The sequence below is a fragment of the Microcystis sp. 0824 genome, from assembly GCF_003112475.1.
In the GTDB taxonomy this organism is placed as follows: domain Bacteria; phylum Cyanobacteriota; class Cyanobacteriia; order Cyanobacteriales; family Microcystaceae; genus Microcystis; species Microcystis aeruginosa_C.
The window spans coordinates 152,736-174,694 of the sequence record NZ_BDSM01000053.1 but is presented as its reverse complement, the minus strand read 5'-3'; the positions used below and the strand labels follow the sequence as shown (position 1 = coordinate 174,694).

General features: G+C 42.7%; 18 protein-coding genes. 8 read left to right on the top strand and 10 right to left on the bottom strand.

Features of this window, described 5'->3' with window-relative positions; genetic code table 11:
- Nucleotides 1–9: 9 nt before the first annotated feature.
- The 3 genes from N0824_RS18225 to N0824_RS21645 all read right to left on the bottom strand — a co-directional run bounded on the left by N0824_RS18225 (nucleotide 10) and on the right by N0824_RS21645 (nucleotide 3,777).
- Complete coding sequence (locus N0824_RS18225; RefSeq protein WP_108937772.1) at nucleotides 10–1,215, bottom strand: argininosuccinate synthase; 1,206 nt, start codon at nucleotides 1,213–1,215, stop codon at nucleotides 10–12.
- 270 nt (nucleotides 1,216–1,485) lie between these two features.
- Complete coding sequence (locus N0824_RS18220; protein WP_108937771.1) at nucleotides 1,486–3,477, bottom strand: DICT sensory domain-containing protein; 1,992 nt, start codon at nucleotides 3,475–3,477, stop codon at nucleotides 1,486–1,488.
- 165 nt (nucleotides 3,478–3,642) lie between these two features.
- Nucleotides 3,643–3,777 carry a hypothetical protein gene (locus tag N0824_RS21645; protein WP_002736350.1) on the bottom strand — a complete coding sequence of 45 codons (135 nt, stop codon included), beginning with the start codon at nucleotides 3,775–3,777 and terminating at the stop codon, nucleotides 3,643–3,645.
- 82 nt (nucleotides 3,778–3,859) lie between these two features.
- On the opposite strand from N0824_RS21645, the gene N0824_RS18215 reads away from it, so the two are divergent.
- A complete protein-coding gene (locus N0824_RS18215) occupies nucleotides 3,860–4,798 on the top strand; it encodes an SGNH/GDSL hydrolase family protein (protein WP_108937770.1) in 939 nt (312 codons plus the stop codon).
- Between the two features lie 114 nt (nucleotides 4,799–4,912).
- Here N0824_RS18215 and N0824_RS18210 read toward each other — a convergent pair whose 3' ends face one another.
- Nucleotides 4,913–6,040 carry a 5-(carboxyamino)imidazole ribonucleotide synthase gene (locus tag N0824_RS18210; protein ID WP_108937769.1) on the bottom strand — a complete coding sequence of 376 codons (1,128 nt, stop codon included), beginning with the start codon at nucleotides 6,038–6,040 and terminating at the stop codon, nucleotides 4,913–4,915.
- On the bottom strand, nucleotides 6,037–6,546 hold the full coding sequence (locus N0824_RS18205; protein WP_108937768.1) for a pentapeptide repeat-containing protein: 510 nt from the start codon (nucleotides 6,544–6,546) through the stop codon (nucleotides 6,037–6,039). Before N0824_RS18205 ends, N0824_RS18210 begins: the two co-directional genes overlap by 4 nt.
- A gap of 270 nt (nucleotides 6,547–6,816) precedes the next feature.
- On the opposite strand from N0824_RS18205, the gene N0824_RS18200 reads away from it, so the two are divergent.
- Nucleotides 6,817–7,680 (top strand): branched-chain amino acid ABC transporter permease, encoded by an 864-nt coding sequence (locus N0824_RS18200; RefSeq protein ID WP_108937767.1) that lies wholly within the window; start codon nucleotides 6,817–6,819, stop codon nucleotides 7,678–7,680.
- Nucleotides 7,681–7,853: 173 nt separating this feature from the next.
- Here N0824_RS18200 and N0824_RS18195 read toward each other — a convergent pair whose 3' ends face one another.
- The 4 genes from N0824_RS18195 to N0824_RS18180 form a co-directional block, all read right to left on the bottom strand.
- Nucleotides 7,854–8,237: a DUF4346 domain-containing protein gene (locus N0824_RS18195; RefSeq protein WP_002735883.1), complete on the bottom strand. Its 384-nt coding sequence runs from the start codon at nucleotides 8,235–8,237 to the stop codon at nucleotides 7,854–7,856.
- A 412-nt stretch (nucleotides 8,238–8,649) separates the two neighbouring features.
- Nucleotides 8,650–10,044 carry a DUF2252 domain-containing protein gene (locus N0824_RS18190; RefSeq protein WP_108937766.1) on the bottom strand — a complete coding sequence of 465 codons (1,395 nt, stop codon included), beginning with the start codon at nucleotides 10,042–10,044 and terminating at the stop codon, nucleotides 8,650–8,652.
- A gap of 544 nt (nucleotides 10,045–10,588) precedes the next feature.
- Nucleotides 10,589–10,777 carry a sulfate transporter gene (locus tag N0824_RS18185; RefSeq protein WP_233256479.1) on the bottom strand — a complete coding sequence of 63 codons (189 nt, stop codon included), beginning with the start codon at nucleotides 10,775–10,777 and terminating at the stop codon, nucleotides 10,589–10,591.
- A gap of 259 nt (nucleotides 10,778–11,036) precedes the next feature.
- Nucleotides 11,037–13,001, bottom strand: a complete 1,965-nt coding sequence (locus tag N0824_RS18180) for a flavin-dependent dehydrogenase (RefSeq protein ID WP_108937765.1) — start codon at nucleotides 12,999–13,001, stop codon at nucleotides 11,037–11,039.
- A 121-nt stretch (nucleotides 13,002–13,122) separates the two neighbouring features.
- On the opposite strand from N0824_RS18180, the gene N0824_RS18175 reads away from it, so the two are divergent.
- The 3 genes from N0824_RS18175 to N0824_RS18165 all read left to right on the top strand — a co-directional run bounded on the left by N0824_RS18175 (nucleotide 13,123) and on the right by N0824_RS18165 (nucleotide 15,063).
- On the top strand, nucleotides 13,123–13,365 hold the full coding sequence (locus tag N0824_RS18175) for a hypothetical protein (RefSeq protein ID WP_002763591.1): 243 nt from the start codon (nucleotides 13,123–13,125) through the stop codon (nucleotides 13,363–13,365).
- Nucleotides 13,366–13,372: 7 nt separating this feature from the next.
- Entirely contained in the window at nucleotides 13,373–14,188 is an 816-nt protein-coding gene (locus tag N0824_RS18170) for a DUF2993 domain-containing protein (protein WP_108937764.1), read from the top strand.
- 194 nt (nucleotides 14,189–14,382) lie between these two features.
- Nucleotides 14,383–15,063: a GerMN domain-containing protein gene (locus tag N0824_RS18165; protein ID WP_108937763.1), complete on the top strand. Its 681-nt coding sequence runs from the start codon at nucleotides 14,383–14,385 to the stop codon at nucleotides 15,061–15,063.
- A 44-nt stretch (nucleotides 15,064–15,107) separates the two neighbouring features.
- On the opposite strand, the gene N0824_RS18160 is transcribed toward N0824_RS18165, so the two are convergent.
- Nucleotides 15,108–16,169, bottom strand: a complete 1,062-nt coding sequence (locus N0824_RS18160; RefSeq protein WP_108937762.1) for a mechanosensitive ion channel family protein — start codon at nucleotides 16,167–16,169, stop codon at nucleotides 15,108–15,110.
- Between the two features lie 184 nt (nucleotides 16,170–16,353).
- On the opposite strand from N0824_RS18160, the gene N0824_RS18155 reads away from it, so the two are divergent.
- From N0824_RS18155 to N0824_RS18140, 3 genes are all read left to right on the top strand, one after another.
- On the top strand, nucleotides 16,354–16,689 hold the full coding sequence (locus N0824_RS18155; RefSeq protein ID WP_233256478.1) for a cytochrome c: 336 nt from the start codon (nucleotides 16,354–16,356) through the stop codon (nucleotides 16,687–16,689).
- 335 nt (nucleotides 16,690–17,024) lie between these two features.
- Nucleotides 17,025–19,175, top strand: a complete 2,151-nt coding sequence (locus tag N0824_RS18145; RefSeq protein ID WP_108937759.1) for an O-linked N-acetylglucosamine transferase, SPINDLY family protein — start codon at nucleotides 17,025–17,027, stop codon at nucleotides 19,173–19,175.
- Between the two features lie 17 nt (nucleotides 19,176–19,192).
- Nucleotides 19,193–21,367, top strand: a complete 2,175-nt coding sequence (locus N0824_RS18140; protein WP_108937758.1) for an O-linked N-acetylglucosamine transferase, SPINDLY family protein — start codon at nucleotides 19,193–19,195, stop codon at nucleotides 21,365–21,367.
- Nucleotides 21,368–21,959: the final 592 nt, after the last annotated feature.

Below are 21,959 nucleotides of genomic sequence, written 5' to 3'. Positions count from 1 at the left end.
AATTGTTGATTACTTCCCTCTAGTTTTTTCAGCCCAAACTTTGCTGGGTAATCCCCAAACATAGATGAAACCTTCGGCAGCTTTATGATCAAATTGATCCTCGGCCCCGTAGGTAGCTAAATCGGGAGAATAGATGGAATTGACTGACTGACGACCGACCACTTTAGCGTTACCTTTAAACAGTTTGACTCGCACCGATCCCGTTACCTGTTCTTGGGTTTTGAGGATAAAAGCATCGATCGCTTCCTTTAAGGGACTGTACCACAATCCTTTATAAATTAACTGTCCGTAGGTCTCTTCAATTCCCCGTTTATATTGGGTAACATCTCCAGTTAAAGTCAAACTTTCTAAGTCCCGGTGAGCATCAATTAAAACTAATAAAGCCGGGGCCTCATAAATTTCTCGCGATTTAATTCCCACTACCCGGTTTTCGATCATATCTAACCGACCAACACCGTGTTTACCCACTAGGTCATTTAATTGACTAATGAGCGTGACGGGATCGAGATTTTCTCCGTTTAAACTGACGGGAATTCCCTGATTAAAACCAATATCGACGTATTCCGGCTCGTTGGGAGTATCGGCGATCGCTTTGGTCATTAAATAGATTTCTTCCGGGGGTTCCGTCATCGGATCTTCCAAAGGACCTGCTTCAATACTGCGCCCCAACAGGTTACGATCGATACTAAAAGGCGAGGATTTTTTCACGGGAGACTCGATCCCGCATTTTTCCCCGTAGGCGATGGTTTCTTCCCGACTCATGCCCCATTCCCTGGCGGGAGCGAGAACTTTTAAACTAGGATTAAGGGCCATAATGCCCACATCAAAACGCACTTGATCGTTACCTTTGCCGGTGCAACCGTGAGCGACGGCATCGGCCCCGTATTTCTCGGCGGCCTCTACTAATAATTTAGCGATTAAAGGACGAGCCAGGGCGGTAGAAAGGGGATAACGATTTTCGTAGAGAGCATTAGCTTGAATTGAGGGAAAAGCGTATTCTTTGACGAATTCTTCTTGAGCATTGACCACTAAGGATTCGATCGCTCCGCAGCGCAGAGCCTTTTCTTGAATCGGTCCTAACTCGTCTCCCTGTCCTAAATCGGCGGCTAGGGTAATCACTTCTTCTACTCCCCATTCCTGTTTGAGATAGGGAATACAAACGGAAGTATCGACTCCTCCGGAATAAGCTAAAACCACTCTCTTGGCGCGTCCCATAATTTTTTCACCTAAAAACGACTAATTGATTACTCTTTTAAGTTTATTATATATCTTGGGTATTTGATGCTTCTTTTTTAATGCTTTTTTGTTTAGTTTTTGATGAAGAAAAGGCATAGGAAGTCATACTAAATCCGTTAAGTATATGCTACATATCAGGACAGGCAAAAGGCAAGAGGCAAGAGGCAAAAGGGGGAATACATAATCAGTTTTTAATAACTGGATTTAGTATCACGAGTAAAGAGCCAAAACTAAACGGGCAACTGGCCGCTATTTACGTTTACTAGCAGGACGACGGGAGGATTTTTTCGGAGCGGTATTTGGGGGATTATCGTTAGTTTTATCTTTAAATATTGGAATAGTAAAATGAAACTGACTGCCGTTATTTTTGCCCCTCGATTCTGCCCAAATTTCGCCGCCCCAACCATTAACGATCTGACGACAGATAGCCAGTCCTAAACCGGTTCCCCCGGCACTGCGTCGCAGGGCCCCCTCCTCTTGGTAAAAGCGATCAAAAACCTGTTCTAAAAGATTGGGTTCGATCCCGCGTCCAGTGTCAGAAATGGTTACTTCTAGAGTTTTTGGTTTTCCCGAAGCGACTTCGATCGAGACATTTCCCTCGCGACCGGTAAACTTACAGGCATTATCGAGAAGTTTGGAGAGTAATTCCACTAACCACTCGCCATCGGCTAAAACAAAGGGCAGATTAGGGGGGACAAGATTGATAATTTTTGGGTTTTCGTTGTCGAGATTGCGGGAGTGAACGTGACTGATGGCTAATTCCACACATTCCGATAGGGATAAAGCTTCAGGATTCCAATTAACCCGGCCACTTTCTAACCTGGACAGAGTTAAAAAATCTTGGATTAATTTACGCATTCGTTCCGCATCTTTCAGGGCAGTATCAAGCATAATTTGGCGCATTTCCGCCGGCATATCCGGTTCCGAGGCCAAACTTTCTAGACAGACTTGAATGGTGGAGAGGGGGGTGCGTAATTCGTGGCCGGTAATGGCGACTAAATTAGAACGAGTGCGATCGAGGGCGGCTAATTGTTCGTTTAAATCCTGTAAATTAGCGTAGGCTTCTGCTTGAATGAGGGCGACTCCGATTTGAGTGGCCACCGCATCCACAAGGGCGACATCCTCGCTTTTCCAAGTGGTGGTATCCGGTCCACAGTGATGCAGTTCCAACATTCCCAAGAGACGACTTTGGTAAAAAATCGGCACTAATAACCAGGAATAGATGGAACATTCCCGCACCAGATTTTGAATGGAATCGCCGGGGAGACGGGGATCGTGAATAGCGTCTTCAATTTTCAGGGATTCTCTCAATTCCAGCACTTCCTGAAACAGAGGATTATTTTTCAGGGGCCATTTTTGTCCTTTGATGGAACTAATGCCAGAGTTTAAAAATTCGTGTTCGATGGTGGCGTTAATGTCGGCCTCATGACAACGATAGACCACGCAGCGACAGACTCCTAATCCCTCGCCCAATTTCCGCACTGCCACCTGGAGGATATCTTCCGGATCGAGGGAACGACGGATCGCCGCTGTCACCGAGTTGATCAGTCTTTCCTTGTGTTCTTTCGATGCCAAGGAACGATTGGCTTTCAGCAGTTTATACTGTCCCGCTTGCAAATAAGTGACCAATCGCTGGACAAAGGGATCCGGTTCCTCTTGATGATCCCTGTCCGTCAGTTCACAGATCAGGTATTCTTCTTGGGCGCACCTAATTTTGTCCGCCAGTTCGGGACGATAATCGAGAATATGATTTAAAAGAATTTGGGCGGCCTGTTGACTCACATGGCGATCACTCGTCCAAATCCCCTCAAAACGGCGATTATTATCCATAGCTGCCCTATTTTCCCCTTCGGCTACCAGATGGGTTCGTTCCCGACAGATCAAACAACTAGCATAATGGCGACCGATAACCACTAGATGCCATTCTTGGGCTAAACTGTCATCCGGTTGAAAAGCGATCGTCTCGTAAACGTCGGAACTATGCTTAAAATCGGTTTCTGGGGCGGACAAAACATAAACTTGCCCGCTTTTGTGGGCAATGCGTCGATAGCGATGGGCCTCTTGACGATAAAAGCGCTCACGCTGAAAACTGGCAATCACTAATGGTTGATCGTCTTCCGCTAAAACCTGATCCTCCATGGCGTGGGATAGCGCGGTCAGGGATGCTTTGAAGTACATCTGCGATCGCCACTGGGGGAGTAACTGCAACAGTTCTGTTAAAACAGAAGTTGATCTGCTCATCGATGATCTGTTTCGAGTCGAGTGTGACTAGCAAGCGCAATAGAGGGAACTAGCAATTTCTCCCTTGACCCTATCCTACAGGCTCAAGGGGACAAGAGGTGAGATCGTGATGGCCAGAAATTTAAACCGAGTGATGCCAAAAGTGAGCGAAATTAATCTAGTTAACTAGATGTAGGCGACTTTCATTGCCCAAAGAATCAGAGCAATAATACTACCGATAACGATAATCGACGATATCGCCACTACTGCCGGTTTATCGGCTCCCTCGAATTTCATGATGCCACGATTTAAGTCTGACATTGCTCTTAACTCCTTTTCATGAGATGGATGTAGAAAGTATGAGACACTTTAGGATCATAAATTAGCGAACTCCCATCTATCCGTGTTATTAGAAATTGGTATCATTCGGCTGTCTTTAATCATTCTAGGCGTTCTTTTCATTCTTGGCCTTCTCCTTGAGGCTATTTTAAGAATTGTCTTCGGGTTCGGTAATCCGCTTATTTACAAAGCTGATGCCGAAATTGGCTATCTTTTGGCTCCTAATCAACAAACGCGCCGATTTTCCAATTTTATCGCCGTTAATCAGTATTCGATGCGCAGCGATCCGATTACACCCCAACGGCCCCCGGAGACGACGAGAATCATGTTAATCGGTGATTCGATCGCTAATGGCTCCTGGTGGACAGATCAAAAAGAGACCATTGCTGCTTTAATCACCAAAAATTTAGGCCAAAATCTGACGGGTTCAGTGCAAGTTCTCAATGCTTCCGCTAATTCCTGGGGACCGCGCAATCAATTGGCCTATCTGCGACGTTTCGGCACCTTTGAATCTCAGGTGATTGTGTTATTAATGAACACCGATGATCTGTTCGCTTTAGCTCCTAGTTCGGCAGTGGTGGGACGAGAAATTAATTATCCCACTCGCCGGCCAGCTTTAGCTTTAATCGAATTATACGATCGATATTTTAAGCGTTATCCTCCCCTACCACCGGTGCAAGAAGGAGGCGATCGAGTGGGCAATAATTTAACCGCTCTTGCCCAAATTCAAGCCCTTGCTCAGGCTAATCAAGCCCGTTTAATTATCGCTATTACTCCCCTCATTCGCGAAGCTCAAAAACAGGGGCGAGATTATGAATTAAAAGCCCGTCAAAGACTAGCAGATTTCACCAGCAACCAGCAGATTTTTTATCTAGATTTTCTGCCCATTTTTCAGGCCCATCCTAATCCTGATTCCCTCTATCGCGATAATATTCATCTCAGTCGAGACGGTAACGAGTTAATTAGTCAAAAACTGACCGAGGCAATCAAAAATGTCTTTTAATTAGGATTTACTGAATCAGTTATCAGTTATCAGTTATCAGTTCACTGTTTACTGTTTACTGAAAATACTCCCCACTCCCCAATTCATAATTCATAATTCATAATTCATAATTCCCTAACAACCATACCAAAGCTTTTCTATCTGTTTTGCCAGGGCCAATAACTCAGAGCGATCGCTTGTATCCCTTAACAGGGTGACATGGCCTAATTTTCGACCGGGACGGGATTTTTTACCGTACCAAAAAACGTGAGCGCCCGGGATTGCCGCTAAAATTGCTCTTTTTTCGCCATAATCGCCGTCACTATCCTCAAAACCCAATAGATTAACCATAACTGCCCCAGCAGATTTTAAGTCCGTGGCTCCGAGGGGCAAATTAGCCACTGCTTGCAGTTGTAGGGCAAATTGGGAGGTAAGACAGGCACAAAGGCTGTAATGACCAGAATTATGGGTACGGGGAGCGATTTCATTAATCAATACCTCTCCCTGGGGAGTGACAAATAACTCTATCCCGAAAACACCCACCGCCGACAAACTACTTAACAGATGATGGGCGATAGGTTCGGTTTGAGCGTGTAAAGATTGGTTAAGAGCGGCGGGAGCGATTACCCAGTGACAGACTTGCTCCTCTTGATGGGTTTCCACCACGGGATAGGTGACGATTTTCCCGGTTAATCCCCTAGCGGCAACGATGGCTAATTCTCGCTCGTAGGGAATATAAGCTTCTAACATCAAGTCAAGACGCTCTAATTGCGGCTTTTTGGCGTTTAATTCTTCAGGAGTGCGGATAATAAAGGTTCCTTGACCATCATAACCGTGTCGTCGCGCTTTCAGCACTAGCGGAAAAGGATAATTTTCTAGTTGGGATAAATTATCTATCGCCCAAAAATCAGGCACAGGCAACCCTAGGGAGCGTAAATAACATCTTTGCTCGTATTTATCCAATAGGGGGCGCAGATTTGCCAAACTAGGATAGAATTTAACTCCTGTGGCCGCTAATTCTTCTAGGGCATCTAAATTAACAAACTCATTTTCAAAAGTGATCAGATCACAATGTTGAGCTAGTTTTTTTGTGCCTTCCACGTCAGCTATTTCTGCGAAGACAACCCCGTCAGCTAAAGCAACGGCGGGATCGTCGGGGTGTGGTGTTTGTACAATTAGAGAAATGCCTAATTTCTTGGCTTCCTGTGCCATCATCCAAGCTAATTGTCCACCACCAATAACACCAACCCTTCTTTGCATCATTGATCACATCCTAAAGATTCCAGGGTAGAGATGCCGGTTTTTGAGTTGACACCCTCGGCTCTTTCACAGAGATTTTTGATTTGTTGAGCGTCAAGCACGGCAAAACTAAAATCAGCACCGTTGATATTGACTCCCTCGAAAATGGTGCGCAGCATAATTGCTTCGGCAAAAATGGCATCGCTTAAATCGGAATTTTTAAAGGTACTCAGATAGGCTAACCCATTGGTTAAGTCCGCTCCATGAAAGTTGCCTTCGATGATAGAGGCTCCGTTAAACACTGCCCCGCGCAAATCGGCAGAGCTAAAGTTAGAATCTTGCAGATTAACGTTAGTAAATTGGGCAGATTGCAAATTTTGCCCCGAAAAATCCTTTCCTGTCAGATTCTGGTTTTCATAACTAGCATTGGCTCCTGTGACAGCAGCAGAACTGGCAGCTAAGGCATTGACAGGATATAGGATAAATAGTAGGGCAAAAAAAGCGATCGCTAATCGAAAGATAGTCTTCATTGGCGGCAAATTCCATCAGTGGGCATTCTTGATTTTATAGCAGTAAGTCATCGGCCGTCAGCTTTTCCCTGGCCGCGAGAAATTGCTGGCACACAAACCTTTATAATAGCTGTCTGAGCTTATACTGCCGTGTAATTTGGTCTAAACAAAAATATTTAAGCCACAGGCCCTCAGCTTTCAGTTAAATAAGGTAAAAGACAAAAGTTAATTAATTTTCTCTCTCCTGACTTCTATTTCTAAGGACAATTTTTGATTTATACAAGAGGTTTGATGGATACACCGCAACTTTTATTCAATGGTTTAGCCGTCGGCAGTATTATTGCTCTGGCTGCTGTCGGCTTAACCCTTACCTGTGGCATTTTGCGTCTGTCTAATTTTGCCCACGGCGATTTTATGACTTTGGGTGCTTACATAACTTGGGTGGTAAATGCTCAAGGGATTAATCTCTGGTTAGCGATGCCGGTGGGGGCAGCGGTGACAGCTATTGCCATGCTCATTGCCGAGAGATTATTATGGAAACCTATGCGCGATCGACGGGCTGATTCTACCACTTTAATTATTATTTCGATCGGTTTGGCTTTATTTCTTCGCAATGGTATTTTAATGATCTGGGGCGGCAGTAATCAACGCTACAATCTCCCTGTGATGACCGCTACAGAAATTTTGGGGATTAAAGTAGCTTTTGATCGCTTGTTAGTTATTGGTTTGGCAATTATAGTTATTATTGCCCTCCATTTGTTATTGCAAAAAACTAAGATCGGTAAGGCGATGCGCGCCGTAGCTGACAGCAACGATTTAGCTAGAGTAACCGGAATTAACGTCGAATGGGTTGTCTTCTGGACATGGATAATCACGGGAGTTTTAACTGCTTTAGCCGGAGCGATGTTCGGGTTAATTACTGGGGGAGTGCGTCCCAATATGGGCTGGTTTTTAATCTTACCAATGTTTGCCGCCGTGATTTTAGGTGGTATTGGTAATCCCTACGGAGCGATTGCCGGTGCTTTAATTATTGGTGTTGCCCAAGAAATTAGTGTTCCCTTAATTGGTTCTGATTATAAATTAGCCGTGGCTTTATTAATTATGATCTTGCTGTTATTATTCCGTCCCCAAGGTTTATTTAAAGGCACGGTTTAACAGTTATCAGGAGACAGGAGACAGGAGACAGGAGACAGGAGACAGGAGACAGGAGATAAGAGACTATTTTTATTTATTCTCCCCACTTCCCCCAGCAACGCTCAGGAAGTGGTCTCCCCACTCCCCAATTCATAATTCAGAATTGATAATTCATAATTCCTCAACCCCAATCTTTAATCCTGAATATATTCTTCCCCGGTGATTAAAGCGTATTCAGCGCGGGTAAATTCTCGACCTAAATAAGCAGCATGATCGAACATAGTAATCGGACAAGGTTGGGTTTCTTCGATCACTTTGACGGCTAATTCTTTGGCAGTCCTAGCGGTGTAAATAGACTCAGGATTGCGATCAAGTTTTTGCCTAACACCGATAACTTTTCCCGTTTCTGGATCGACGGCTAAACCTTTTTCGTTGATGATATTGCTGTAATGTTTGGCACAGATTAACCCGGCTTCTCGGTCTAGATAAATAATAAAATATCCTGCGGGATCGAGAGCGATCGGGCGTTTAGAAAGTTGATGATCAATAGCTGTGATTTGGGATTTTAATTCGCTCATTTTCTTGACAAAATCACTTAAATATGTAGTCGAAAGCAAGAGCAAATTATATCACATACTATCATCCTTGTTCCAGAGCATTTTGTAGAGATAAGCCCTATTTTCTGTGAGCAAATCGGCTCTGTTATTCTTGGTGTGATGAGTTTAACTTATATAGTAGTGATCAATCTTTGTGTCCTTTGCGTCTGGAGTGGTTCTTTCCACGCACTCGCCCTCAAGACTGTATCTTAGAATACATTTTACCCACCAAACCTAAGAGAGCCGCAAATCTGACCTAACGATCCTTAACTTGAGAGTTAATCAGACTATTAAAAACGGATTTAGTATCACAGCAAGTGCAATGTGGGGGCGCAAAGCTCGCACCCCTAATCTAAGGTCGAAAAATAACAGACTGATAGCTGAGAGCTTAACCCTATAAATTTTCTTCTACCAAAGCCTCGACCCGTCCTGTTTTGACCGCTTCCACCAAAGCGGCGTGATCCCGTTCTGTCTGATCGGCATAAGCGATCGCAAATTCGCCCAGGGCTAGATCGAACTGATCTCCTTTTCCTAAATAACCGCTAATAGTGGCCGCGTCTCCAGATTTAGCGTGGGCGCGGGCCAGAGTCCAGCCGCAGAACTCGGCGTAGCGTTGCAGTTGGACGGCCGATACTCCCTCAATGGGTAGGGAAAACTTCATATCCCGCAGTTGCCGTAAATAGAAGTTGTTGCCCCCTCTTCCCCGGGTCCAGCCTAAAAATATGTCGCTAGAGGATTGCATCAATCTCTGGCCTGTAACTACCCGTTGTCCCTGATTTTCGTACTGGCTCTTGGTGGTATAGGGTTCAAGAACCGAAGGGCAAGCTTCCTTAACTTGTAGGATGAGGGGATGGTTATCTTCCGAGAACAATAGGGCGATATAACATCTGGTGCCGACACTGCCAATGCCCACCACTTTCAGGGCAAAGTCCTCTAACTGGTAGCGATCAAAGAGGACCCGGCGTTCCTCCGGCAGGGATTGGCGATAATCTTCCAGACCCTCGCGCACGAGAGTCTCCCAATCCGGTTCGTTGACATGGTAGAGAATGGGCGGCTGATCGACAAAGCGATTGCGTCCGCCGGTTTGGGTGACGATCTTGGGGTAGAGATGTTCGATGATGCGCTCGCGGGCTTTTGCCATCATCTGTTCCCGCAACTTCCGCGTCTTTTCGTCGGGAGCCATCTCGATCGCCTGTTCTGCTCCTATGCGCGTGTACCATACCTCTAAGGGACTGAGGCGAGAATATTCCCGCAGGTGTTCTCGATAGGAACGAGCGCAATCGATCGCCGCTGCCTTCGATTCTCGCTCGGATAGATCGCTATCCCTGCCGGCGATGACAAAACTGACCACGAGACGCTTGAGATCCCATTCCCAAGGCGCGGGCAGGGTTTCGTCGAAATCGTTAATATCGAAGACTAAATTGCGTTCGGGGGTGGCAAAAAATCCGAAGTTCAAGAGGTGGCAATCTCCGCAGGCCTGCACGATAATGTCAGTTTTGGGAGTGGTGGCCAGATCGTAGGCCATCAAAGCAGCGGAACCGCGCAGAAAGGTAAAGGGACTCCGCAACATTCGTCCGTAGCGGATGGGAATCAATTCCTGTAATCGCCCTCGATTTGATGCTTCAATGATCTCGATCGGCTCTCGACCAGCTGCGGGGGGTTGCCAGATAGCGTGGCTAGAACGCGGCAATCGCTCCCGCAGGGATTTACCCATCTGGATGCGTTCTTCCCGTGAACGGAATCGAGCTTGAGAGGTTGACCGGATAGGGGTTTCTATTTGGTGGTTCATAGCGACTTTTTCCCCTGAATGAGATTACATTCCTTGCTGTTAGATGACTAAATGAATACAAGCAATAGGAAATAGATAAGTCAATAGTGATGGTTCCCCTTCTGGGATAACTTTCTAACATTTCCCCCTTTAGAGATAGCTTCTGATGCTCGGTTCAACAATTAATCTTCACTCGTTTCTTATCTGGGGAAGATCAACCTCATCGATGATAGATTTTTTCGTCAAATGGCTATCTCTTCAATTTGCTTAACTTTTAGCCCAATGGCAGCCTTGCTATCCCGATTGTATCTTGCTCAAAAATTGCTGGTGGAATAATCGTAACAAAATTTTATCTAGTGTTCAGCCTTCGGCCAGGAGCTAAAATCTCGCTCTTTTGTCGGGAAAAGAGCGGCCTATTTCAGGTTAAAGGTAAAAATTTTCCCCTTGCCCCAGTTCTGTAGGAAGTTTTCTGTTTATTTTTTTGGGTAATGATTTGGTAGTATTAGTTTAAGTCCGTCAACCGAGAATTTACCCCTAGATTGTCTAGGAATGAACGGTGAAAGTGTCAATATTGAGGCTCGGATGATGGGGGTGAGTTACGATGATGAAACGTCTCGATCGCTTTCTCTAGGGTTGGATAAATACGTTCGATCGAGATCGTCTCGGATAGGTCTCCTTTTTTTAATTGCTGATCTAAATCTTGCTTCACCCGCGCCATGGCGAAAGTAACCATCGTCATATCTTCTCCTGTCATCGAAAATGTCCCGAAAATCTCGCCACTGGATCAACTGGCGGTAGGAATAATTTTTCGCTGGTTTAACCCGGTTTTTTCTAGAACCGAGAAATTTATTCGCCAAGGTCTTAGTCATAGCAAATTAAATTGTATTCAGTAAGGATTAGGGGAAATCCTGTCAGAGAAGCAAACCTCTGGGGGTGTTAACTTCTTAAACAATTCATCTACTTTGACTTCTAACGCGCCTAGGGTGATGGGAGCGTCAATTGATAAATATTCTCTAATTTCTTAAGCCATAATTAAAACTCAATAACTTTAACCAGAGGCGAGGATTGTCTTTTTCTAGCCAGCTTTGGGAGTTTTTTAACCATTGGGGAAACCAGGAACCAAAAAGCAGATTTTTGACTCCATCAAGGCTAAAATCGAGATAGGAACCCAACCAACGTATTAAATCCTTACTGCCGGCCATTTCTGCTATCCATAACAGTAAAGTGGGGTTTTTTCTGGCCGCTTTAATTGCTAAACGGCTAAAGGTCAACCAATCGGTTTTATCCTTAATAAAGGTTTCAGAAACCTCTGGCGGTTCGTCGGCCAATAAACCGAAAAATGTGTTTAACATGGCGTTAATTCTTTGGGGGGGTAAGGTTTTTCCCGTGGGAACCATCATTCCTTTAGAAAATAACCAAGTTACCGCCACATTACTTTGATAGGCCCGCACATTTTCTAGATCTTTAGCTGTTAGTAAATCGTGTTTTAATGCCGTATCCAAAAGATCGGTTAAGCGCTCTAAATTACGCACTAAAGAACCGAAACCAGTAAAGATTAAGGGTGATTGTAGGGAGGCGGCATCACCGATGGCTAAAATGCGATCAAAGGAGACAATTCGATCTTTTTTTCCTGTGCTAAAATGCCCCGGTATATAACCAAATGTGGGTTTTTTCCAAGTTAATTTTTCTGGGTCACACTGTCGATATTCGGGCAAAATAGTAAAGAAATCTTCGTACATTTCTAACAGAGAACCGGGGTTATCGGGATGGACTTGATGATAGTGGAATAGATAAAAGGTTAATTCTTTTCCTTCCCCCGGAAATAATTCCCAAATTAGTTGTCTGCCTTTAGAAATATCGCCATGGGAATTTAAGACATCGCCATAGTGAGAATCCCACACCACCGGATCGAATCCTTCTACTACTGCCCCCACTGTCGGACAGACACTATCAAAGGCACGCACTCCGTTTAATTGCCAAGCGATGGCAGAGGCGGAACCCATAGCATCAATCAATAAACGGCCTTTGATCTGTTGAATTTCTCCACCATGATTAAGGGTGACAGTAACACTATTAGCGGTAATATCAGCCTTGATAAATTCTGTTTGATCGAGAATTTTACCGCCATGATTCTGTATTTTTTTACCGCAGGATTGCAGCAATTGATCGGAATTAATGGCGATATTTAAAACCGTGGGAGTATGGAGAATTTTTGCTTTCAGATGGGGGGGATTATTGCCATCAAAAAACTTATTAAAGCCATCGAGGTATTCTTGGAAGATTAATTCCTCGAATTCTTCGGCAGTAAATAGCCCTAAATTAATTAAACTTTGAAACTCCGATCGAGAGATATTCCATTCCCGATTCATCCGTCCGAAAGGTAGTCTTTCTACTAAGAGGACTCGATAACCTAATTTGGCCATCTGTGCCGCATGAATTGCCCCCAAGGCACCACCAATATAAATTAAGTCGTAGGTGATGGGATGATCATTTTCCTCACTGTTAGAGAAAATTACGGGCTGCGGTTGTTGGGGATTTTTGGCACTGTCGCGCCAACGTTTTTCCCACCAGTACAAACGTTCTAAATCCGCCTCTCCTTGGGGCATTTTGCGGAAGTAGTGAACCGTTAGGGGATAGTCCGCTTCTAAATCTGTGAAAATTGACTGATTTTTTTGATCGATATTTGGTATCGTGTTATACTGCGGCGGGAAACGCTTTTGTAAAGCTCGATCGAGCTGCCGAGTCAGAGATGTTTCTTGATCGTGCGATCGCTCACCCCAGCGGAAAACTTTTAAATAAGTAGTCCGTTGCAGCGTCCAGACAAAAATCGATAATTCGATCGCCTCTGATAAGCGCAATCTGACTCCGTTAGGTGTATTTGTCTTGACACCGCTTCCGGGTTGCCAATCGGATTGTAACCACTGACAAACGGCGATCGAGTCAGGAGTCGGAATTTCTCTGTAAAGTATTTCTCTCATCTTGATTTAGTTGTTAAACCCAAAAATCGTCTGATTACGCTAGACTACACAAAAAGTTTTCTGAAAAAAGTTTAAAAAACTTTACATACCCAGATTAATACAAAGCCTACCCCATCTGATTATGAATTATCCCATCCCGACCACCCCCGAAGAAATTGCCGCCCTCCGACAGCGTCCCGTCGATGAGGAGATGATCGCTGCCGTGATTGCGGGAATTATTAGAATGGCCCGCGCTCAGGGTCAATCTCTCGATGATCTGACTGAAGAAATTCTCGCAGAAGACCCGATTTTAGATCAAGTGCAACGACGTTGGTTAAGTCAGCTTTTGACTAATGCTTGGCAAAATTTAGCTGGATGGGTGTAATTGAGCGATGGAATGGCTAACAATCACTCTCGCTAGTGTTTTGACCCTGTTAACTCCCGCAGGGGCAATTATTGATACGGTTTTAGCCCATACCCTTCGCTCTCAAGTCCAAAAAGTGGAACAATTGGCCGTCAGGGTCGATAATACTCCCAATTATCAGGCTCTGCAAGGCAAAATCGATCGAGTTCGCATTTCTGCACGGGGAATTTATCCCCTTGCGGATGTTCGCATTGAGAAGATCGAGCTAGAAACCGAGCCAATTAGCCTCGATCTGCGGCGATTACAGCAAAAAAACAGCAGTTTAGCCGCCTCTCTGCGCCGACCGGCTGCGGGGGCGTTGCATCTTGTCCTCACGGAAACTAATGTTAATCAAGCTTTACAATCGGCAGCGGTCAAAGAACAAATTCAGACCCTGATTAATAATCTGATTCCCTCTAGAGAAGAATTAGATAGCACAAAATATCAATTTATTCAAGCAAATTTTAATTTTCTTAATAATAATCGAGTCACCCTCAGCCTGCAGCTGGAGACCCAAAGGCCAGACGAACCAGCAGCCAACCTCAATCTGAGCTTAGAAGTGGGATTTAAGCTAGTGCAGGGGCGAAAAATCGAGCTTATTGACCCCACAGCCACTCTTAATGGTCGTCGCATCTCCTCGCGCCTTCTCAAGGGGTTTGCCGAGGGTATATCCACCCAGTTAGATTTAAAAAACTTCGAGAAACAAGGAATTATCGCCCGCCTTCTACAATTGCAGATCGACGATGATAAGCTGAGTATAGCCGCCTTTGGCAGCATTGAACCTCGATCGGGGAACCCCAATTAAATTTAACGGTCAGAAAACAGGAGATCGGAAGTGGGAATTATGAATTATGAATTATGAATTATGAAGTGGGGTGGTGGGGAAGTGGGGAGACCACTTCGTGCGCGTTGCGGGGGGAGAATAAAAGCGTTCGACTGATAACTAATAACTGATAACTAATAACTGATAACTAATAACTAATAACTAATAACTGAATTATGCCTAGTTCTCGCTCTAGTGATAAAATCTCTTTACCTTGGATAATTGGTATTGGCCTCGCTTTATTTACTGCTGGTGGGGCCACTGCTTGGTTTGCCGTCCATCACCTATCTTCCCCCCAGAAAACTAGCGAAAACCCGATTGAATCTCCTACTCCGGCGCCGATAAGTCAATCACCAATTGTGGAACCGGTTTCTCCGAATCCAGTGAAGACAAGTCCGACAGCAACTCCTGCAGCTATTCCTGTTAGGGAAACTCGACAGGTTTATTGGTTAAAAGTGACCGATACGGGTAATCAATTAGTCACCCAAGAAATTACCGTTCAAAAAGCGAATAGCGACGACCGAGAGTTAACAGCAGTATTGAAGATTCTATTAGCTGGTCCAAGTAATCCTCAGGATATGACCACTATTCCCCCCGGGACTAAATTACTTGATTTAAAAGTAGATAAAACGGGAATTAAGATTAATCTCTCGCGGGAGTTTGGCAATGATGATGGTCCTGATATGTTAATCGGTCGTTTGGCACAAATCATCTATACTACTACTACCGAGGATCCCAATGCCAAAGTCTGGATTCAAGTGGAAGGAAAACCCCTAGAATTATTAGGAGAAGGCCACGGTCTTGAAGTTGTCCAACCGATGACTCGTAAGTTTTTTGAGGAGAATTATCAGTTGTAAGTTGTCCGCGCATTTCAATTGTTGGTTGCCATAGGGAATTGAGGTTAACTAGGGGGATTAGTGGGGGGATAGGGAAAAAAAATCGGATAGGGAATTTTAATTCCTTCTTGCTGATAGCGTCGGTGTAGGAGTTTAATAAATTCGTGTTTAATGGTGAGATGTTGAAAAAATTCCTCTTCTACCACCTTGAGATAAACTGTTAGCACAATGCTATAGTAATCGAATTTGCGGTAAAGGATCAAGGGTTTATAGTTACCGAGGTGAGGTTGCAATAACTGGGTGATTTCTTGTATAACTTCTAGGGTAACTTTTTCGACTTTTTCTAAGTCACTATCGTAACTAATGCCCACTTCCACGGGAACCAGTAGGGAGTGATCTGGTAAACTATAGTTACGGAAACTAGAAGAAATGATCTGAGCATTGGGAATAACCAAAAGATTATTGGTAATTTCTTCGACTACTGTGCATCTTAAATCCACATCTCGCACATAACCAGCTTCTCCCGTTCTCAGTTCAATATAATCTCCCGGTCTAACTTTTTTAGAAGTGATAATATTAATACCTGACATTAAATTAGCTAGGGTATTTTGGAGAGCTAAACCGAGGGAAACACCCCCAATACCAAAGGCAGTAAGCATCGGAGTTATCGAAATGCCAACCGAGCTTAAAATAAGCAAAAAACCGCAGCTAAAAATCAGAACTTTGGCGAGAAATTCAAAGAGGGAAGTTAGGGAAGAAATACCATCATCTCCCGTGGTATAAACTCGTAATATTTCCACGGATAATTGAGCAATAGCCCAAGTAGCCGAAGCTAAAAAAGCCACTAGCAGAAATTTTTGGCTCAGGAGAATCAGGGAGGGAAAGAGGGGAAGATTGGGAAGGGAGAGGGCAATATTTAAACCCAAAAGTCCGAACCAAAGTATGCTTAATCCACGAAGGGAACGTAAAACCCCTTCCGAGAAACGCAGGTTTTTTTCTCTGGCAATCGATAAAAGTTGACTGACAACGCGCTTTTCTACGAGCCATCCCAACAGCAGGAAACTGAGGATGATGGTGATAGGTAGGATAATATAGGGCCAATCTTCCAGTCTGGTTAATAGGTTCATTGCTAGAGAGTTAGAAAAAGTTGTACTTTTGCCTTATATTATTCCCCATTTCTCTATCTCTAGCAGCGGCGGTGGAATTTTCGGGCAAAAAGTTGCAAAATGTAAAGAGAAACTCATCTTTCCTTCGGCAGCTTGCGTGAATAGTCAGTTAGTTAAACCAAAATTCGGGCTTTATCGATTCTTAATGGTTATAATCGTGGTTTTGTTCCTGATTAGCACCTATTTAATCACCTTTCATCTGGCTAAGATGTCGGATCCCTACATTAAAGAGGTGTTATCCCGACAAGGTAATGTCAGTCGCGGTTACGAAATCTTTCAGATTAACTGCGCTGCTTGTCACGGTCAGTTTGCTGATGGCATCGTCGGACCGAGTTTAGAGGAGGTTTCCCATCGCAAATCGAGAATTAGTCTGATTGAACAGGTAATTAGTGGTAAAACACCGCCAATGCCCAAATTTCAGCCCGATCCTCAAGCTATGGCCGATTTATTGGTTTATTTAGAAAATCTTTCAAAAAAATGACTTGAAAGAGGGTGTAGGGTGTAGGGTGTAGGGTGTGGGGTATAGGGAAGGAAACCTCTTTCGTCTCTGGTGGTGAAAACTTTTTCATCGGGACTGACTCTTGGCTGAGATTGATGGTAAGCTGGGACGCGTTGAAACTGGGTGCAGAGTGGGAAGTGGGGGAATGGGAAGTGGGGTAGTGGGGGAATTTCAACTAAAACCCTAACACCCCCCGCAAAGCGCACGCAGTGACCACCCCAAAACCCAACCCCTGAGCGACTGATAAATTTTACTTATATAGAAAAATTTTGCTTCTATTTGGGTACGCTAGTAGAGACACTTAACGATAAATACTTATGTCTTGGCATTCCCAAGTTGAACCGGCAATTATCCAAGGGGATTTTTGGCAAGTTAGCCAGTTTTACGAAGAATTGATAGAAAGAGAACCCTTAGAAATTAGTCATTATTGGTATTTAGGATTAGCCTATCTTTTGGAAGCTAGGGAAGAAGAAGCACAAACTACATGGTTATTCGTCCTCAGTCAAGGGGATGAACAGGAGGTGATGCTGTGGACAGTAGATTTAGTCAATATTTTGGATGGGGAAGCGCGAAGACAGTTAGAGTTAGGCAATTTAGAAACCAGTTGGTTAATTCGAGGACATATTCGTGAGATTAGTCCCGATAATATTGATAATTTGCTGCGGTTTATTTTATTGGCAATTAATTTGAATTATTTCGAGAAAGAGCAGTTAAAAGCTTGGTTATTTGTTGATGTGTTAAAAACAAATAATTTCCAGAGTCTAGAGTCAAGTTTATTAGCAGAAGTTCTCGAAAAATTTCTCGATTCTCAGATACCAGAAACTGTCCCTTACTTGGAAGCAATATTTAAATCTAACTGTCAGCGACAGACTTTCATCAAAGTAGTAGAAGCTAAAGTCCCTTCTCTAGCCAGAAACAATAAACCATTGGCTATTGATATTATTAATACTTGTTTAGCAGTAGAACCAGAGCAAATTTATCTGTTAGCTGAACTTTATCAATGTTATTTTGATAATCGAGATTTTGCCGCTGCTATCCAAGTAGCTAATCAATTAAAAACAAGTTGTCAAGGGTTGCCTTCTCAAGCTGTCGCTGATTTTATTGCTCTTTATGTCAAATTATTTAGTGGTGATTGGGTCGATATTAAGGCAGATATTGAAGAATATGCAGAATCCTTGCAAAAAAGTATCGCTAATCAAGAATGTCCAAGATTATTGGATAAACCATACATAACAATTTTATCCCCTCTAACTTACCTAGAAGATAACCCAAGAAAAAACCGTTATATTAATAATTGTGTTGGTCAACTTTTTCAGGAATACGTTCGCAATAATTATAAGGGTAATTCTCTTCAAAAATCGACCATTAAAGATACCAATAAAGTTCTTAAAGTTGGCTATATTGCCCATACTTTATATAATCATTCTATTGGATTAATTTCTAGGTGGTTAATGAAATATCATGACTATAATGAATTTCATGTCTCCTTATACCTAGTATCTCAACAAGAAGATTTTATCACTGAAAATTGTTTTAAAAATCAGGTAAATGCTTGCTATAACTTACCGATTGATCCTCAAGTAATTGCTGAAAAAATTAGTCAAGATAATATTGATATTTTGGTAGATTTAGACAGCATCACTAATAAAGCAACTTGTCAAGTCATGGCACTAAAACCCGCACCAATACAAGTGACTTGGTTAGGTTTTGATGCGTCAGGAATTCCCGCAATTGATTACTATCTTGCTGATAATTATGTTTTACCAGCAGATGCACAGGAATACTACCGAGAAAAAATTTGGCGCTTACCTAATTCCTATATTTGTGTGGATGGTGTCGAGGTTGCTTCCCCCTCTCTCCGCAGGGATGATTTAGGGATTCCAGAGGATGCAATTAATTACTTAACCGTACAAACGGGGATTAAACGTAACCCTGAAACTATTCGACTTCAGCTACAAGTTTTAAAGGCAGTTCCTAATAGTTATTTGAGTATTCAAGGGTTAAGTGATGCTAAATCAGTGGAAAAATTATTTTTCAAAATTGCCGAGGAAGAAGGAATTAATTATGAGAGATTAAAAATCTTACCCCTCTATCCCACAGGAATTTATCGAGCAAATTTAAGAATAGCTGATGTGGTTTTAGATACCTATCCTTTTACGGGAGGAATGACAACTTTAGATGTGCTGTGGATGGGGATTCCTTTAGTTACAAAAGTTGGTCAACAATGGTCATCGAGAAATAGTTATACTTTAATGGTTAATGCGGGAATTAGTGAGGGTATTGCTTGGAGTGATGAGGAGTATATCGACTGGGGGATTAAGTTAGGTAAGGATGAACAATTGAGACGCAAAGTTATCGCTAAATTAGATGAATCTAGACAAACTTCACCGATTTGGAATGCACGTCAGTTTACTAAAGATGTAGAAAGCGCCTATCGTCAAATGTGGCAAATCTATTGTGAAAGTTAATCAGGGAGAATTAAATCATGTCTTGGCAAAATGAAGTTAAAACCGCTTTAGAAAACAATCAATACGATATTGTTAGTCAGTTTTACGAAGAACTGATAGAAAAAGAACCCCTAGAAATTAGTAATTATTGGTATTTAGGATTATCCTATCTTTTGCAGGCAAAAGAAGAAGAAGCACAAGCTACTTGGTTATTTGTTTTCACTCAAGGAGATGAACAGGAAACCGAGTCATGGATGCTAGAATTAAGCAATATTTTAACTACCGAAGCTAACCGACAATTAGAGTTAGAAAATCTAGAAATCAGTTGGTTAATTCGTAAACATCTACAGGAAATTAATCCCAGTTATCTCGATAATTTACTGCATTTAACCCTCGTTGAAATTAAATTAAATAGATTTCATCCTCAACAACTGCAAGAATGGCAAATACTAGAATTAATTACCCAGGGTTCAGTTAACTCTCAATTATTGGAACGGGTAGTAATTGCCGTCATACCTTACCCTCACAAATATACCATAGAATTAGTTCGGTTAAGTTTACCCTATCTTGGCAATTCTCCAGAATTACTTAATTACGTCATCACTGTTACCCGACAGTTTGCTTTTGAGAAATATCAACCTATTTATTCCGTTGACTTAGCGGAAGCTTTTCTTCCCCTTTATCCCGAAAGTTTGCACTTAGTAGCTAATTTATTTTGGTTTTATGTCTCTGTCCCTAACCACCAAAAAGCGATAAACTTTATCAAAGAATTCAAAGATAAAAGCCAAACAATTGATTTAAAAATGTTTAGTCAATCTCTTCTCTTTAATGGTTCTTTACGAGCCTCAAAATGGAATGATATTCCTAGTATTTGTCAAGAGTATAAATACTTAATTCAAGAATTTATGAAAGAAAAGCCTCAAGATATACATCCCTTAGTTAGAGAAGCTTTGCTAACAGTTATGAATCCGATTTATTACTATGAAGATAACCCGATAGAGAATCGACAAGTGTTAAATCAGATTGGCAGTTTTTTTCAAAAAAACTACAAAGAAATGCTGGGTTTTCAAGAGGAAGGTTTTGACAAACCCAAAAAAGATAATCCCGATAAAAAACTTAAAATTGGTTACATTGCCCAAAACTTAAAACGTCATCCCGTGGGTTTATTGAGTCGTTGGACTATTAATTATCACAATCGTGAGCAGTTTGATATTCACCTTTATATGGTGAGTCAACCTGTGGATGAAATAACTAAACAATGGTTTTCTAATCCCGCAGATAAAATCTATCATGCTAATGCTGATTCCCTAGCAACCTACCGCAAAATTAAAGAAGATAACATCGATATTCTTGTAGATTTAGATAGTGGTACTGGACTAATGGTTGTCCAAGTTATTGCCTTAAAACCTGCTTCTATTCAAGTTAACTGGTTAGGTTTTGATGGTTCTGGTTTACCCGCAGTAGATTATCTTTTAGCGGATCCTTATGTATTGCCAGAAAATGCCCAAGAATATTATCAAGAAAAAATCTGGCGTTTACCTAATGCTTTTGTCGCTGTGGATGGTTTTGAAATAGCCGTTCCTACCCTACGAAGAGAAGATTTAGATATTAATAATGATGCGGTTATTTACCTAAGTTCTCAAACAGCAATTAAGCGTAATCCGGCGATGATTCGCTTACAAATGCAAATCCTCAAATCTGTACCTAATAGTTATTTCCTGATTCAAGGAGTTGCTGATGATAATTCTCTCTGGGATTTATTCTGTCAAATTGCCGCAGAAGTTGGGGTAGAAACTAATCGAATTAAGATGCTTCCTCTCTATCAGACGGAAACCTACAGGGCAAATTTAGCCATCGCTGATGTGGTTTTGGATACCTATCCCTTTAACGGTGGTACAACCACCTTAGAAACCCTCTGGATGGGAATTCCTCTGGTGGTTAAAGTGGGGCAACAATGGTCATCACGCAACGGTTATACTTTAATGATGAATGCGGGAATAACTGAGGGTATAGCTTGGAGTGATGAAGAATATGTGCAGTGGGGAATTAAGTTAGGATTAGATAAAAATTTAAGGGAAGAAGTCCGTTGGAAACTCCGACAGTCTCGTCATACATCTCCCCTCTGGAATGCCAAACAATTTACCAGAGATTTAGAAAATGCTTATCGGCAAATGTGGAATATTTACAGCCTTTCTCATCAAGATGAAGTCTAACCTAATTTGCCATCGCCGACCGACGGCTGCATCTCATTTTTGTAAATCTACCAATTGGGATTTTTACGGGGAAACTCTCGGCTAAGATCGGGCATTACTTCTGATTTTATCACTTAATCCAAGCTTTTGGGGGGTAGAACCCCCCAAACCCCTAGGGTTGATTCATAGTAGGGTTGATTCATAGTAGGGTTGATTCATGAATCAACCCTACCCAAACCTCCCGTTGGGGGCGTGGCGCCGCCCCCAAACCCCGGAGCGCATTAGCTTTTCGGTGAGCTGCTTACAGGCAGTTGCTGATACTTTTGTACGCATTTAAGAGTGACTGATAATTGCTGATTGTCGGTATTTTTGCAAATGTTGAGATGCAGCCTTCCTACCTTTTCCCCACACCCCACACCCCACCTCATAATTCATAATTCATAATTCATAATTCCCCCTCTTCCTGCTCCCCACACCCCACACCCCACACCCCACACCTTTTAAAAAGGATCTAGTTTGACTCACTCGGTCCCACCAGTATTATGACCACAGAGATCATAATAGCTACAGAAACTGCGCGATTAGATACCAAAGTCCCTCACAGATAGAAGAT

What these genes read in the sequence shown, in the direction of transcription:
- N0824_RS18225 (WP_108937772.1), bottom strand. Translation starts at nt 1,215, where the DNA reads ATGGGACGCGCCAAGAGAGTGGTTTTAGCTTATTCCGGAGGAGTCGAT.
- N0824_RS18220 (WP_108937771.1), bottom strand. Translation starts at nt 3,477, where the DNA reads ATGAGCAGATCAACTTCTGTTTTAACAGAACTGTTGCAGTTACTCCCC.
- N0824_RS21645 (WP_002736350.1), bottom strand. Translation starts at nt 3,777, where the DNA reads ATGTCAGACTTAAATCGTGGCATCATGAAATTCGAGGGAGCCGATAAA.
- N0824_RS18210 (WP_108937769.1), bottom strand. Translation starts at nt 6,040, where the DNA reads ATGATGCAAAGAAGGGTTGGTGTTATTGGTGGTGGACAATTAGCTTGG.
- N0824_RS18205 (WP_108937768.1), bottom strand. Translation starts at nt 6,546, where the DNA reads ATGAAGACTATCTTTCGATTAGCGATCGCTTTTTTTGCCCTACTATTT.
- N0824_RS18200 (WP_108937767.1), top strand. Translation starts at nt 6,817, where the DNA reads ATGGATACACCGCAACTTTTATTCAATGGTTTAGCCGTCGGCAGTATT.
- N0824_RS18195 (WP_002735883.1), bottom strand. Translation starts at nt 8,237, where the DNA reads ATGAGCGAATTAAAATCCCAAATCACAGCTATTGATCATCAACTTTCT.
- N0824_RS18190 (WP_108937766.1), bottom strand. Translation starts at nt 10,044, where the DNA reads ATGAACCACCAAATAGAAACCCCTATCCGGTCAACCTCTCAAGCTCGA.
- N0824_RS18185 (WP_233256479.1), bottom strand. Translation starts at nt 10,777, where the DNA reads ATGACAGGAGAAGATATGACGATGGTTACTTTCGCCATGGCGCGGGTG.
- N0824_RS18180 (WP_108937765.1), bottom strand. Translation starts at nt 13,001, where the DNA reads ATGAGAGAAATACTTTACAGAGAAATTCCGACTCCTGACTCGATCGCC.
- N0824_RS18175 (WP_002763591.1), top strand. Translation starts at nt 13,123, where the DNA reads ATGAATTATCCCATCCCGACCACCCCCGAAGAAATTGCCGCCCTCCGA.
- N0824_RS18170 (WP_108937764.1), top strand. Translation starts at nt 13,373, where the DNA reads ATGGAATGGCTAACAATCACTCTCGCTAGTGTTTTGACCCTGTTAACT.
- N0824_RS18165 (WP_108937763.1), top strand. Translation starts at nt 14,383, where the DNA reads ATGCCTAGTTCTCGCTCTAGTGATAAAATCTCTTTACCTTGGATAATT.
- N0824_RS18160 (WP_108937762.1), bottom strand. Translation starts at nt 16,169, where the DNA reads ATGAACCTATTAACCAGACTGGAAGATTGGCCCTATATTATCCTACCT.
- N0824_RS18155 (WP_233256478.1), top strand. Translation starts at nt 16,354, where the DNA reads ATGGTTATAATCGTGGTTTTGTTCCTGATTAGCACCTATTTAATCACC.
- N0824_RS18145 (WP_108937759.1), top strand. Translation starts at nt 17,025, where the DNA reads ATGTCTTGGCATTCCCAAGTTGAACCGGCAATTATCCAAGGGGATTTT.
- N0824_RS18140 (WP_108937758.1), top strand. Translation starts at nt 19,193, where the DNA reads ATGTCTTGGCAAAATGAAGTTAAAACCGCTTTAGAAAACAATCAATAC.